Source organism: Demequina maris, assembly GCF_000971155.1.
GTDB classification, from domain to species: domain Bacteria; phylum Actinomycetota; class Actinomycetes; order Actinomycetales; family Demequinaceae; genus Demequina; species Demequina maris.
On sequence record NZ_BBLX01000001.1, the window covers coordinates 68,977 to 83,022 of the forward strand.

The following is a 14,046-nucleotide window of genomic DNA, read 5'->3' on the forward strand; positions in this document are numbered from 1 at the left end:
GCCCACCGTGAACATCGCCGACGTCCAGCCCCGCGGCATCGCCCGCGTGTCCGGCCGCGTGGTCGCGATCCAGGTGGAGCCCTCGGACGCGCCGCCGGCGTTCACCGTGCGGCTCGAGGACGCCACCGGCCGCATCGACGCGATCTTCATGGGCCGCCGCGAGGTGCCGGGCATCTCGCCCGGCACGCTCCTGAGCCTCGAGGGCCGCGTGTGCGAGTCCGAGGCCCTCCCGCGCCTGTACAACCCCCGCTACGAGCTCGTCCCGAGCGCATGAGCGGCGAGCAGCCCGCCGCGGACAGCCGCGCGGCGCGCCTGCTGGGCGGGGAGACCTTCGACCTCCACGAGGCGATCGGCGGCTGGCGGGGCTTCCTCGAGTCCTCGCTGCCCGGCATCGTGTTCGTCGCGGCCTACATCGCGTGGGGCGGTTTCCGGGTCCCCGTGATCGCGGCGGGCGCCGTCATGGCCGTGCTCGTGATCATCCGCCTCATCCAGCGCACCCCGGTGGTGCAGGCCGCCTCCGGCGCGGTCGGCGTCGCGATCGGCGCCATCTGGGCGTGGCGCGCCGGCGACGCCTCCGGCTACTTCGTGCCGGGCCTGTGGCTCAACGCCGCGTACCTCGCGGGCATCCTCGTGTCGATGATCGCCGGGTGGCCGGTGGTCGGCATCGTCGTGGGACTCATCCGTGGCGAGGGGACGCACTGGCGCCAGGACCGCGCCGAGCGGAAGCGCTACCAGCTCGCCTCGGCCGTGCTGGCCGGCATGTTCGCGCTGCGCCTGCTCGTGCAGGTGCCGCTCTACCTCGCCGGTGCCGTCGCGGCGCTCGGCACCGCGAAGCTCGCGATGGGGCTGCCGCTGTTCGCCCTCACGCTGTGGGGCGTATGGCTGCTGGCCCGCGACGCAGGAGCTGCTCGAGAGACTCAGGATCCGCCTCCGACGACACGATGAACAGCAGCTCGTCATGAGCCTCGAGCGTGTCGTCCGGGGTGGGTGCGATGGTGCGGTCGCCGCGGATGATGCACGCGAGCACGATGTCGACGGGCCACTGGATCTCGCTGAGCGGCACCCCGACCACCGGGGACGATGCGGGCAGCGTCACCTCGACCATCGCGGCGCCGGACTGGCGGAAGGTGAACACGCGGACGAGGTCGCCGATCGCGACCGCCTCCTCGACCATCGCGGTCATGATGCGCGGCGTCGACACGGCAACGTCGACGCCCCACTGCGTGTCGTACATCCACTCGTTGCGCGGGTTGTTCACGCGGGCGACCGTGCGCGGCACGCCGAACTCGGTCTTCGCGAGGAACGACACGACGAGGTTGGCCTTGTCGTCGCCGGTCGCGGCGACCACCACGTCCATCGTCTCGACCTGGGCGTCCCTCAGGGCCGACATCTCGCACACGTCCGCGAGCATCCACTCCGCCTCCGCGACCTGCGCGACGCGCATGGCGGCGGGGTTCGAGTCGACGAGCAGCACCTCGTGGCCGTGCTCGAGGAGGTCGCGCGCGATCGAGCGACCCACCGAGCCTGCGCCCGCGATCATGACCTTCACTTCGACACCTCCGGGGAACGGCCCGTCACGCGGGCCGGGTCGGCGCCCGACGCGGGCACCATCGTGAAGTAGGCCTCGTCACCCTCCTGCACCAGGCAGTCCGGGTCGGGCAGCAGCGGCTCGCCGAAGCGCACGAGGTAGGCGACGCGCGCGCCGGCCCGCCGCTCGAGCTCGGTGTAGCGGTGGCCCACCCATCCCGAGTCGACCGCCAGCCGCCTGAGGCTCACGCCGGCGCTCGGGTCGTCGTAGAGCGCGTCCGAGCCGCCCGGCAGGAGCCGCGAGACGATCTGCGCGGCGGTCCACGGCACGGGGGCGACCGTGGGGATGCCGAGCCGGCGGTAGACCTCGGCACGCCCGAAGTCCGCGATGCGGGCCACCACGTTGTCGATCCCGTAGGTCTCGCGCACCACGCGCGCCGCGAGGATGTTCGAGTTGTCGCCGTCGGAGACCGCGGCGAACGCGTACGCGTCCTCGACGCCCGCGGAGACGAGCGTGTCGCGGTCGAACCCGATGCCCGTGATGCGCTGGCCCTCGAAGGTGGGAGGGAGCCGGCGGAAGGCGTCGCCCGACTGGTCGATCACCGCTACGGTGTGGCCGCGGGCCTCGAACTCGGTCGCCAGCGTCGCCCCGGTGCGGCCGCAGCCCATGATCACGATGTGCACGGCAACCCACGGTATACCCCTTGAGCCTAGGATGGTGCGACGTGCAGAGGTTTCTCGAAAGCCTGAAACTGCTGGTGTTCGGGCGTCCCATCGCGACCGAGCGCGCGCAGCGCGTCGGGCTGAAGACGCGGTTGGCGCTGCCCGTGTTCGGCGCCGGCCTCCTGTCCACGGTCGCGTACGCCCCCGACGCGGTGGTCGACGCCCTCCGTAAGGGAGGCGTGCAGTCGACCCTCCCGGTGATGGCGCTGGCGGTCGTGGCGATCATGGTGCTGCTGGGCTACGCGTACCGCTCCAACGTGCGCAAACGGCCCGACGAGCGCGGCGACTACGGGCTCGTGTCCGACAAGCTGGGGCCCACGGCGGCGCTCATCACCGGCGCCTCGCTGCTGGTCGACTACATCTTCACCGTCGCCGTCTCGGTCGCCGCGATCGCGCAGTTCGTCGCGTACGTGGTGCCGGCGGTGGGGGACCGGCACACCACCGTGGCGGTGGCCTCGATCCTCGTGATGACGCTCGCGAACCTCCGCGGCGTCGTCGAGCGTGCGCGCGTGAGCCTCGCGGTGTGGTTCGGCTTCCTCCTCGTCATCGGCCTCGTCATCGGCTTCGGCGCGAGCCGCGGCGACGTGGTGCCGCCCGCGAACCCGCCGGAGCCCACGTGGTCCTCGGCGATCGCCTTCGCGGGCGCGATCGCGTCCGGCGCGGTCATGCTCACCGGCATCGACCACCTCGCGTCGTCCGCGCCCGAGCACGCCGAGCCGCGGGCCAAGCGCGCGGGGCGCACCCTGATCCTCGCGGTGCTCACCGGCGCGGCCGCGTTCCTCGCCGTGACCCTCATGGTGTGGCGCTACCGCGTCTCCGGCTGGCAGTCGGGCCCGGTGCTCCTGCAGGCCACGGACCGCATCTTCGAGGCCTCGTGGCCCGTGTGGGTGGTCGCGATCCCGACCGTCGCGATCCTGTACGCCGCCGCCTCGACCGTGTTCCGCCGGTTCTCGCGCCTGACCTCGCTGCTCGCGAGCGACTCGTACCTGCCGCGCCAGCTGTCGCAGCAGAGCGAGCGCCTCGTGTTCCGCGGCGGCGTGCTGTGGGTCGCCGGCGCCTCCGCGGCGATCGTCGTGGCCACGGGCGCGCGGCTCGAGCAGCTCGTGCACATGTACCTCATCGGCGCGTTCGCGGCGATCGTGCTGAGCCAGTTCGCGATGGTGCGGCTGCAGTCCGCGCGGATCGCGGTCGAGCCCACCGGTCGCCCGCGCGTGCGCATGAAGGGGACCCGCGTGCTGCACGTGGCCGCCGCCATCGTCGCGGCCGCGGTGTGGATCGTCATCGCGGTGTTCAACTTCGCCGCCGGCGCGTGGTTCGCGCTCGTGCTCGTCGCCGGCCTCGTGCTGCTCATGCGCGGCATCCACTCGCACTACGGCGACGTGCGCCGCCAGCTCACGATCCAGCCCAACGACCGCGCCTCGGCCCGGCCCAGCGCGACCCACGGCATCGTGCTGGTCGCGCAGCTGCACCGGCCCGCGCTGCGCGCGATCGCGTACGCGAAGGCCGCGCGCCACTCGTCCCTCGAGGCCGTCGCGGTGCAGGTCGACCCCGCGGCCACCCGCGAGCTCCAGCGCCGCTGGGGCGAGCTGCGGCTCGGCGTGCCGCTCGTGATCCTCGACTCGCCGTACCGCGACATGGTGGGACCGGTGCTCGAGCACGTGCGCTCGATCCACCGCCTGTCGCCGCGCGACATGGTCGTCGTGTACGTGCCCGAGTACATCGTGGGACGCTGGTGGGAGAGGTTCCTCCACAACCGGGCGACCCTGCGCCTGCGCGCGCGGCTCCTGTCGGTCCCGCGCGTCGTGGTCGCGGCCGTGCCGTGGCACCTGCAGTCCTCGCTCGACACGGTCGAGGGCGCGGACTTCACGCGCGAGCTCCCGCGGGTGGCGCCGGCGGAGGACGAGAACGAGGAGGCGGCCACGCGTGGGTGACCTGGTCCTGGAGATCGGCGCCGTCGCGCACGGCGGCCACTGCGTCGCCCGCCACGAGGGCCGGGTGGTCTTCGTGCGGCACGCGCTGCCCGGCGAGGTGGTCCGCGCGCGGCTGACCGAGGCGGGGGACGATGCGCGGCTGTGGCGCGCGGACGCCGTCGAGGTGCTCGAGGCGTCGCCCGACCGCGTCCCCTCCGCATGGCCCGAGGCCGGAGCCGGCGGCGTCGGCGGGGGCGAGCTCGCACACGTCGCGCTGCCGGCCCAGCGGCGCTGGAAGCACGACGTGCTGAGCGAGGCGTTCCTGCGCTTCGCGGACCGCGACTTCCCGGGCGAGGTCCATGCCGCCCCGGGCGACGACGAGCGCGGGGGGCTGGGCTATCGGACCCGTGTCACCGCGGTCGCGGGGCCCGACGGGCGCGCGTCGATGCACGTGCACCGCTCGCGCGAGCTCCGGCCGTTGTCCGCGTTGCCGATCGCGGCGCCGGCGCTTGAGGAGCTGCTGCTGGGCACCCGCTACCCGGCGGGCGCTCACGTCATGGGCGTGGCACCCGGGGGAGAGGCGCCGAGGCTCGTCGTCGACGGCACGCCGTGGCGCGGTGGCCGGCCCGACAAGCGCGACAACGCACCCCGCCGCGTGCGGGAGACCGTGACGACGTCGCGCGGCGCGCTGACCTACCAGGTCGACGTCGAGGGCTTCTGGCAGGTGCACCGCGAGGCGCCGACGGTGCTCGTCGAGGCGGTGCTCGACCGCCTCGGGGACGCGGAGACCGTGCTGGACCTCTATGCGGGCGCGGGGCTCTTCACGGTGGCGCTCGCATCGGCGGGGCGGCACGTCACGTCGGTCGAGGCGGACGCGCGGGCCTCGCGCGACGCCCGCCGCAACGTGCACGGCCTGCCCGACGCGCGCATCGTCCACGGGGACACGCGCGCGTACCTCGAGGCGGGACCGGACACGCCGGACGCGATCGTGCTCGACCCGCCGCGCTCGGGCGCCGGCGGGAAGACCGTGGACGCGCTGGCCGCCGTGGGTGCGGCCCGCCTGGTCTACGTGGCCTGCGACCCTGTCGCGCTCGCGCGGGACACCGCGCTGCTCGGCCACCACGGCTACGTGCTCGAGGAGGCGCAGGCCTTCGACCTGTTCCCGATGACGCACCACGTGGAGACCGTCGCGACGTTCACGCGCTGACGCGGCATCGGGCCGCCGACCAGGCGCGTCTCCCGTGCATCTCCCGGGGTGGGGCCGTGGCTAGGATGGGCGCAGACCCATCGCCGGGAGACCCCGAACCACGGAGGAGACGCATGAGCGCGAACACCCTTGGATCCCAGTCGACGCTGAACGTTGGCGAGAAGCAGTACGAGATCTTCCGACTCGACGCGGTTCCAGGGCTCGAGCGCCTGCCGTACTCGCTCAAGATCCTCGCCGAGGCGCTCCTGCGCACCGAGGACGGCGCGAACATCACCGCGGACCACGTCCGCGCGCTCGCCGGCTGGGAGCCCACCGCGGACCCCGACACCGAGATCCAGTTCACCCCCGCGCGCGTGGTGATGCAGGACTTCACCGGCGTGCCCTGCGTCGTGGACCTCGCGACGATGCGCGAGGCCGTCAGCGAGCTCGGCGGCGACCCGACCGTCATCAACCCGCTGGCTCCCGCCGAGATGGTGATCGACCACTCGGTCGTCATCGACATCTTCGGCCGCGGCGACGCCCTCGAGCGCAACACGGACCTCGAGTACGAGCGCAACCGCGAGCGCTACCAGTTCCTCCGCTGGGGCCAGACGGCGTTCGACAACTTCAAGGTCGTCCCGCCGGGCACCGGCATCGTGCACCAGGTCAACCTCGAGTACCTGGCGCGCGGCGTCATGACGCGCGACGTCGACGGCACCACCCAGGCCTACCCGGACTCGTGCGTCGGCACCGACTCGCACACCACGATGATCAACGGCCTCGGCGTGCTCGGCTGGGGCGTGGGCGGCATCGAGGCCGAGGCGGCCATGCTCGGCCAGCCCGTGTCGATGCTCATCCCCAAGGTCGTCGGCTTCAAGCTCACCGGCGAGATCCCCGCCGGCGCGACCGCCACCGACGTGGTGCTCACCATCACCGAGATGCTCCGCAAGCACGGCGTGGTCGGCAAGTTCGTCGAGTTCTACGGCGAGGGCGTGGGCGCGGTGCCGCTGGCCAACCGCGCGACGATCGGCAACATGAGCCCCGAGTTCGGCTCGACCGCCGCGATCTTCCCGATCGACGACGTCACCGTCGACTACCTGCGTCTCACCGGCCGCTCGGCCGACCAGGTCGCGCTCGTCGAGGCGTACTGCAAGGAGCAGGGCCTCTGGCACGACCCGTCGCGCGAGGCGGCGTACTCCGAGTACATCGAGCTCGACCTGTCGACCGTCGTGCCGTCGATCGCGGGCCCGAAGCGCCCGCAGGACCGCATCGAGCTCACCGCGGCCAAGGAGTCGTTCGGCCGCTCGATCCTCGACTACGCGCAGCACGAGGAGCTGCACGGCCTGGACGAGTCGGTCGAGGAGACCTTCCCGGCCTCCGACCCGATCGCCGCCGAGGCCCACGCGGACGATGCGCCCGAGCCGGCCCACGCATCGTCCACCGTCACGAAGACGCGCCCCCACAAGCACGCGCCGGTCACCCTCGCGGACGGCACCGAGACCGCGCTCGACCACGGCGCGGTCGTGATCGCGTCCATCACCTCGTGCACCAACACGTCGAACCCGTCGGTCATGCTCGCGGCCGCGCTGCTCGCGCGCAACGCCAACGCGAAGGGCCTCACGTCGAAGCCGTGGGTCAAGACGTCGATGGCGCCCGGCTCGCAGGTCGTCACGGACTACTACGAGAAGGCCGGCCTGTGGCCCGACCTCGAGGCGCTCGGCTTCCACCTGGTGGGCTACGGCTGCACCACGTGCATCGGCAACTCGGGCCCGCTGCCGCAGGAGGTCTCGGACGTCGTCAACGAGAACGACCTCGCCGTCGTCTCGGTGCTGTCGGGCAACCGCAACTTCGAGGGCCGCATCAACCCCGACGTGAAGATGAACTACCTCGCGTCGCCGCCGCTGGTCATCGCGTACGCGCTCGCCGGCACGATGGACCACGACTTCGAGACGGAGCCGCTGGGCACCGACTCCGAGGGCAACGACGTGTACCTGCGCGACATCTGGCCCGACGCGGCCGAGGTCGAGGCCATCGTCGGCTCGTCGATCACGCAGGAGATGTTCGAGAAGGACTACGCGGACGTGTTCGCGGGCGACTCGCGCTGGCAGAACCTGCCCACGCCGGCCGGGAAGACCTTCGAGTGGGCCGACGACTCGACCTATGTCCGCAAGCCCCCGTACTTCGAGGGCATGGGCCTCGAGCCCGAGCCCGTCCAGGACATCGCGGGCGCCCGTGTCCTCGCGCTGCTCGGCGACTCGGTCACCACCGACCACATCTCGCCGGCCGGCTCGATCAAGGCGGACAGCCCCGCGGGCGTGTATCTCGCGGAGCACGGCGTCGAGCGCCGCGACTTCAACAGCTACGGTTCGCGCCGCGGCAACCACGAGGTGATGATCCGCGGCACGTTCGCGAACATCCGCCTCAAGAACCTGCTGCTGCAGCAGGAGGACGGCTTGGTGGTCGAGGGCGGCTACACGCGCAACCTCCTCACCGGTGAGCAGACCACCATCTACGACGCCTCGGTCGCGTACCAGGAGGCCGGCGTGCCGCTCGTGGTGCTCGCGGGCAAGGAGTACGGCTCCGGCTCGTCGCGCGACTGGGCCGCGAAGGGCACCCGCCTGCTGGGCGTGCGCGCGGTCATCACCGAGAGCTTCGAGCGCATCCACCGGTCGAACCTCATCGGCATGGGCGTCCTGCCGCTGCAGTTCCCGGCCGGGGAGAGCGCGGCGTCGCTCGGCCTCGACGGCACGGAGACCTTCGACATCGCGGGCGTGGCCGCCTTCTCGGCCGGCGAGCACCCGCGATCGCTGCCGGTCAAGGCGACGAGGACGGACGGCTCGGTCGTCGAGTTCGACGCGGTGGTCCGCATCGACACCCCCGGCGAGGCGGACTACTTCCGCAACGGCGGCATCCTGCAGTACGTGCTGCGGTCGCTCGTGTCCTGAGCGCCGCCCGGCCCCGTTGGCCCCGTCCGGCGCTCGCCGGGCGGGGCCGCTGGCCTTGTACGCGCGGTGCGTCCCGCATCGTCCGCGCACGATGCGCGGGGCGCCAGGCCGGGACGGGCCCGCAGGGCGTCGGGACCGCGAGGCCGTAAAGTGGATCGTCAACAGCAGTAAGGAGCAACGGGTGCTGGAGCGCATCGGGTCGCCGCGGGATCTCCGCGGGCTGACCTACGAGGAGCTGGCGGAGCTCTCCGCCGAGATCCGCGACTTCCTGGTCGACAACGTGTCCCGGACCGGCGGCCATCTGGGCCCCAACCTGGGCGTCGTCGAGCTCACGATCGGCATCCACCGGGTGTTCCACTCGCCGTACGACTCCGTCGTGTTCGACACCGGCCACCAGGCGTACGTGCACAAGCTCCTCACGGGACGCCAGGACTTCTCGTCGCTGCGCCGCCGCGGCGGGCTCGCCGGCTATCCCGCGCGCCAGGAGAGCGTGCACGACATCGTCGAGAACTCCCATGCGTCGACGGCGCTCTCGTGGGCGGCCGGCATCGCGCGTGGCCACACGATCAAGGGCGAGACCGAGCGCTCGACCGTGGCCGTCATCGGGGACGGCGCGCTCACCGGCGGCATGGCGTGGGAGGCGCTCAACTCGCTCGGCGCGTCGCAGGACCGCGTGGTCGTGGTGATCAACGATAACGGGCGCTCGTACGCGCCCACCATCGGCGGCCTCGCGCGGCGCCTGGACGGGATCCGCACGGACCGCCGGTACGAGGAGTTCCTCGGCTGGGGCAAGCGCACCTTCCAGGACCGCGGACCGGTGCGCGGCTGGACGTACCAGACCGTCATGCACACGAAGCGTGCGCTCAAGGGCCTGCTGACCGACGACGGCGTGTTCGCGGACCTCGGCCTCAAGTACATCGGGCCGATCGACGGGCACGACCTGCCGCAGGTCGAACGCGCGCTCCAGCAGGCGCACGACTTCGCGGGGCCCGTGATCGTCCACGTCCTCACGGAGAAGGGCCGCGGCTACACGCCCGCGGAGCAGGACGCCGCCGACCGCTTCCACGCGGTGGGCAGGATCCACCCCGAGACCGGGCTGCCGATCGAGCCGTCGCGATTCGGATGGACCGGCGTGTTCGCGGACGAGTTCGTCGCGGTCGCGGAGGAGCGTCCCGACGTGGTCGCGCTGACGGCCGCGATGCTCGCGCCCGTGGGGCTCCAGCCGTTCGCGGACGCGTACCCCGACCGGGTCATCGACGTCGGCATCGCCGAGCAGCACGCCGTCACCAGCGCGGCGGGCCTCGCGTACGCGGGCCTCCACCCGGTGGTGGCGGTCTACGCGACCTTCCTCAACCGTGCCTTCGACCAGGTGCTCATGGACGTCGCGCTGCACAAGGCGGGCGTGACGTTCATGCTGGACCGCGCGGGCCTCACGGGCGACGACGGCCCCAGCCACAACGGCATGTGGGACATGGCGCTGCTGCGCCACGTGCCGGGGCTCGAGCTCGCGACGCCGCGCGACGCGGACACCCTGCGCCAGGCCTTCCGCGATGCGCTGGACGTCGACGACGCGCCCACCGTGGTGCGGTACCCCAAGGGCGCCGTGGGCGACCCGATCCCGGCGATCCGCACCGTGGGCGGGCTCGAGGTGCTCGCCGAGCACGGCGCCGCGCCGCGCGTCGTGGTCGTGGGCCTGGGGCCGATGGCCGGCACCGCGATCGAGGCGGCGGACAAGATCGCCGCCGACGGCATCGACACCCTCGCCGCCACCGCCACCTGGGTCCACCCGGTCCCGGACGGGCTGTCCGAGCTGATCGGCGGCGCCGAGCTGGTCGTGACCGTCGAGGACGGGCTCACCGACGCCGGGATCGGCCAGGAGTGGGCGAGCTACGCGCGGCTCCGCGGGCTCACCGCGCAGTGGGCCCACCACGGCATCCCGCGCGAGTTCCTCCAGCATGCCTCGCGCGCGCAGCTCATCGACGACCTGGGCCTCGACCCGTCGGCGATCGCCGCGGACACGCTCGCACAGCTCCAGCAGGACTGAGCGGGCGCGCTGCACCGCCACCCCGTTTGGGAAAGTGGTAGGTGGTTGTCGGTTTTCCGAGGTTCCTGCGCCTCATGGGCAGCTCAGTGTCGATCGGCGGGAAGCACCCGCGCGGCGCGTCTCATCCGCCGCGCGACCACCAGGTACCCATGACGCGCGGAGACCTCCGGAAAGCGACCACCACCTACCACTTCGGGTGAGGGGTGAGGGGTTGGAGGCGGGGCTCAGCCCTCCGACGGCACCGCCGACTCAGCGAAGGCCCCGGCGAGCTCCGGCGCGACCAGGTCGATCTGCCACGCGCGTGCCCCTCGGCCCGCGAGGAAGGTGCGGATCCACTCCTCGCCGCCGTCCGTGTACTCCCAGCACGTGCGGCGCAGCGCATCGGGCTGGAGGAGGTTCTCGGCGGGGATCTCAAGGCGGTCGACCAGGGCGGCGATGCGCTCCCGCGCGCCGGTCAGACGCGCGAAGGCCTCCGGTCGCTTCTCCTTCCACACCCGCTGCTGCGGGGGGCCGTCGCCCTGAGGGGCGCGACGCGAGGGAAGCGACTTGTCCGGCAGCGCCATGGCCTCCTCGACGGCCTTGTACCACTGGGGTGCGCGGCGCTTGGTGCCCTTCGACTGGTACTCGCGGACGCCCAGGAGCCCGTCGAGGGATGTCGGCTTCGCGAGCGCGGCGGCGACGATGGCCTGGTCGCGCAGCACGCGGCCGGGGGAGATGTCGCGACGGCGCGCCTCGCGGTCGCGTGCCTCCCACATCGACCGCACGATCGCGAGGCCGCGCTGGTCGCGCACCTGGTGCGATCCCGAGGTGCGGCGCCACGGCTCCTCGCGGGGCTCCGGCGGCGGCGCGAGGCGCACGGCCTCGAACTCCTGCTCGGCCCACTCGAGCTTGCCGGCGGCGATGAGGTGGTCGACCAGGCGTTCGCGCAGATCGAGCAGCACCTCGACGTCGAGTGCGGCGTACACGAGCCAGTCGTGGGGGAGCGGTCGCGTTGACCAGTCCTGCGCCGAGTGCTCCTTGGCGAGCGCGAAGCCGAGCTCCCGCTCGACCACCGCGGCGAGGCCCACGCGTGGCCAGCCGAGGAGGCGGGCGCCCAGCTCGGTGTCGAACACCTTGGCCGGGTTCATGCCCAGCTCGCGCATGCCGGGAAGGTCCTGGCTCGCCGCGTGGAACACCCACTCGGCGTCACCGAGCGCCTCGCCGAAGCTGGACAGGTCCGGCAGCGCCGCGGTGTCGATGAGCGCGATGCCGGCGCCGGCGCGCTTGAACTGCGCGAGGTAGGTGCCCTGGCCGTAGCGGAAGCCCGAGGCGCGCTCGGCGTCGGCGGCCACGGGACCCGTCCCGGCGGCGAAGGCCTCGCAGGCCGCGGCGAGCGCCTCGGGGGTGTCGATCAGGGGAGGCACGCCATCCGCGGGCTCGGTCAGCGGGATGGCGGCTTGCGCATCGTCCTCCGGGGTCGATGCGGCGGTGGGCTCGGTCACAGGGTCCTTCCCGGCAGCGTGCGCACTCCTTCCGGCGTCGGAGGGACGCCGGCGCACGCGGCCATGAGATCCGTCCACGCCGCGATGTGCGGGGCCAGATCGGTGGTGGTGGGCGTCCACGACGCCCGTAGCTCGATGCTGACCTCGTCCGGTCGGTCGGACATCTCCCCGAACGACGACGAGGTCACCTTGGTCACGGTACCGCCGCGCGCGCGGTGAGGCGCACCCGCGAGGGCGTCCGACAGCCACGACCACGCGACATCGCCCCACAGCTCGTCCCGCCCGACCTCGGGATCGGCGGACGCCTTCACGAGGGCGACGATGCGCATCGTCCCCTCCCAGGCGGCCTGGCCGTCGGGGTCGTGCAGGATCACGAAGCGGCCCGACGCCTCCTCGCCCTCGACCTCCCCGCTGATCGCGGCGGCGTACGGCGCGATGCGGTGAGGGGCGGGCACCTCGGTGAGGCGGACCGACGGGTGGGTGGGCGCGTCGCGCAACGACAGGAGCGCCTCGCGGAAGTCCGCGGGCGCCGCGCTGAGATCGCCGGCCATAAACGGAGCCTATGCCCCGTGCCTGGCAGTCGGCGCGTACGCCACGCTCGGTGCGAGCGTCTAGGCTGGGCGGGTATCCCCGAACCCTCCCGAAGGATGGAGACGATGGCGCTCGCTCAGATCGGTGTGACCGGACTCGCGGTCATGGGCCGCAACCTCGCACGCAACTTCGCTCGCAACGGATTCACGGTCGCGGTGCACAACCGCTCCCCGCAGAAGATGCACTCGCTCATCGAGGAGCACGGCGACGAGGGCACGTTCATCGGCTCGGAGACGCTCGAGGACTTCGTCGCCTCGCTCCAGAAGCCACGCACCGTCGTCATCATGGTGCAGGCCGGTGGCCCGACCGACGCCGTCATCGGCCAGCTCACCGAGCTGCTCGAGGAGGGCGACATCATCGTCGACGCGGGCAACGCGCTCTACACGGACACGATGCGCCGCGAGAAGGAGCTCGCCGCGAAGGGCCTGCACTTCGTGGGCTCCGGCGTCTCCGGCGGCGAGGAGGGCGCGCTGCTCGGTCCGTCGATCATGCCCGGCGGTCCCGCCGAGTCGTACGTGACGCTCGGCCCGATCCTCGAGAAGATCTCCGCCAAGGCCGAGGACGGCACCCCCTGCTGCGTGCACGTGGGCCCCGACGGCGCCGGCCACTTCGTCAAGATGGTGCACAACGGCATCGAGTACGCCGACATGCAGCTCATCGGCGAGGCGTACGACCTGCTCCGCACCGGACTCGACCTCGAGCCCGCCGAGATCGCGGACATCTTCGCCGAGTGGAACCAGGGCGACCTGGAGTCCTTCCTCATCGAGATCACCGCCGAGGTGCTGCGCCAGACCGACGCCAAGACCGGCAAGGCGCTCGTCGACGTCATCAAGGACGAGGCGGGCCAGAAGGGCACCGGCCGCTGGACCGTGAAGTCCGCGCTCGACCTGGGCGTGCCGGTCACCGGCATCGCCGAGGCGACCTTCGCCCGCGCCATCTCGTCCCAGGTGAAGCAGCGTGCGGCCGCGCGCGACGTGCTCACCGCGTCGACCGGCGACTTCCACATCAACAACCGCGAGGGCTTCGTCGAGGACGTGCGCCTCGCGCTGTACGCCTCGAAGGTCGTCGCGTACGCGCAGGGCTTCGACCAGATCCGCGCCGCCTCGGAGGAGTTCGGCTGGGACATCACGCTCGGTGACATGGCGAAGATCTGGCGCGCGGGCTGCATCATCCGCGCGCGCTTCCTCGACCGAATCACGGACGCGTTCCAGCGCGACGCGGACCTGCCGACGCTGCTCGTGGACCCGTACTTCTCGGACACGATCGCCGACGGCGTGGGCGCGTGGCGCCGCGTGGTCGCCCAGGCGGCGCTCACCGGAGTGCCGGCCCCGGCCTTCTCGTCGTCGCTGTCGTACTACGACTCGCTGCGTGCCGAGCGCCTGCCCGCCGCGCTGATCCAGGGTCAGCGCGACTTCTTCGGCGCGCACACCTACAAGCGCGTCGACATGGACGGCACCTTCCACACGCTGTGGTCGGGCGACCGCACCGAGGTCGAGGCGTAACAGGCCTTCTGCTTGCTCCCGCACGGGGCGTCGGCTGCGGCCGGCGCCCCGTGCGGCGTCTCCCGGGCGTGGGGTGGGTGCTGAGCGTGCCCGGCGCGCGCATCGTCCCACCGGACGATGCGGTGTGTCGGCGGGCA

General features: G+C 72.5%; 11 protein-coding genes. 7 read left to right on the forward strand and 4 right to left on the reverse strand.

From position 1 onward, the window contains the following. The first annotated feature begins 7 nt into the window (after positions 1-7). Together AOM02_RS00335 and AOM02_RS00340 are read left to right on the forward strand one after the other, a co-directional pair. Positions 8-274, forward strand: a complete 267-nt coding sequence (locus AOM02_RS00335; RefSeq protein ID WP_156156012.1) for a single stranded DNA-binding domain-containing protein — start codon at positions 8-10, stop codon at positions 272-274. Then, positions 271-945, forward strand: a complete 675-nt coding sequence (locus tag AOM02_RS00340; RefSeq protein WP_062295462.1) for a DUF3159 domain-containing protein — start codon at positions 271-273, stop codon at positions 943-945. The genes AOM02_RS00335 and AOM02_RS00340 overlap by 4 nt, the downstream gene beginning before the upstream one ends. On the opposite strand, the gene AOM02_RS00345 is transcribed toward AOM02_RS00340, so the two are convergent. Both AOM02_RS00345 and AOM02_RS00350 read right to left on the reverse strand, forming a co-directional pair. Continuing rightward, positions 863-1,549 carry a potassium channel family protein gene (locus AOM02_RS00345; protein WP_062295464.1) on the reverse strand — a complete coding sequence of 229 codons (687 nt, stop codon included), beginning with the start codon at positions 1,547-1,549 and terminating at the stop codon, positions 863-865. The two genes, AOM02_RS00340 and AOM02_RS00345, sit on opposite strands and share 83 nt — an antisense overlap. Next, entirely contained in the window at positions 1,546-2,211 is a 666-nt protein-coding gene (locus AOM02_RS00350) for a potassium channel family protein (protein ID WP_062295466.1), read from the reverse strand. Before AOM02_RS00350 ends, AOM02_RS00345 begins: the two co-directional genes overlap by 4 nt. Positions 2,212-2,285: 74 nt before the next feature. Between AOM02_RS00350 and AOM02_RS00355 the strand changes: the two genes are divergently transcribed. The 4 genes from AOM02_RS00355 (at position 2,286) to dxs (ending at position 10,335) form a co-directional block, all read left to right on the forward strand. Continuing rightward, complete coding sequence (locus AOM02_RS00355) at positions 2,286-4,181, forward strand: APC family permease (protein WP_062295468.1); 1,896 nt, start codon at positions 2,286-2,288, stop codon at positions 4,179-4,181. Continuing rightward, positions 4,174-5,367, forward strand: a complete 1,194-nt coding sequence (locus tag AOM02_RS00360) for a class I SAM-dependent RNA methyltransferase (RefSeq protein ID WP_062295470.1) — start codon at positions 4,174-4,176, stop codon at positions 5,365-5,367. The genes AOM02_RS00355 and AOM02_RS00360 overlap by 8 nt, the downstream gene beginning before the upstream one ends. 113 nt (positions 5,368-5,480) lie before the next feature. Next, the gene (gene acnA, locus AOM02_RS00365; protein WP_062295472.1) at positions 5,481-8,291 is read left to right on the forward strand and encodes an aconitate hydratase AcnA; all 2,811 of its coding nucleotides are present in this window, start codon (positions 5,481-5,483) and stop codon (positions 8,289-8,291) included. A gap of 181 nt (positions 8,292-8,472) precedes the next feature. Continuing rightward, positions 8,473-10,335 (forward strand): 1-deoxy-D-xylulose-5-phosphate synthase, encoded by a 1,863-nt coding sequence (gene dxs, locus AOM02_RS00370; RefSeq protein ID WP_228373739.1) that lies wholly within the window; start codon positions 8,473-8,475, stop codon positions 10,333-10,335. Positions 10,336-10,559: 224 nt separating this feature from the next. Here dxs and AOM02_RS00375 read toward each other — a convergent pair whose 3' ends face one another. Both AOM02_RS00375 and AOM02_RS00380 read right to left on the reverse strand, forming a co-directional pair. Beyond that, positions 10,560-11,816 carry an HRDC domain-containing protein gene (locus tag AOM02_RS00375; RefSeq protein WP_062295474.1) on the reverse strand — a complete coding sequence of 419 codons (1,257 nt, stop codon included), beginning with the start codon at positions 11,814-11,816 and terminating at the stop codon, positions 10,560-10,562. Beyond that, on the reverse strand, positions 11,813-12,367 hold the full coding sequence (locus AOM02_RS00380; RefSeq protein ID WP_062295476.1) for a DUF3000 domain-containing protein: 555 nt from the start codon (positions 12,365-12,367) through the stop codon (positions 11,813-11,815). Before AOM02_RS00380 ends, AOM02_RS00375 begins: the two co-directional genes overlap by 4 nt. A gap of 96 nt (positions 12,368-12,463) precedes the next feature. Between AOM02_RS00380 and gnd the strand changes: the two genes are divergently transcribed. Continuing rightward, the gene (gene gnd / locus AOM02_RS00385) at positions 12,464-13,909 is read left to right on the forward strand and encodes an NADP-dependent phosphogluconate dehydrogenase (protein WP_062295478.1); all 1,446 of its coding nucleotides are present in this window, start codon (positions 12,464-12,466) and stop codon (positions 13,907-13,909) included. The last annotated feature ends 137 nt before the right edge of the window (positions 13,910-14,046 follow it).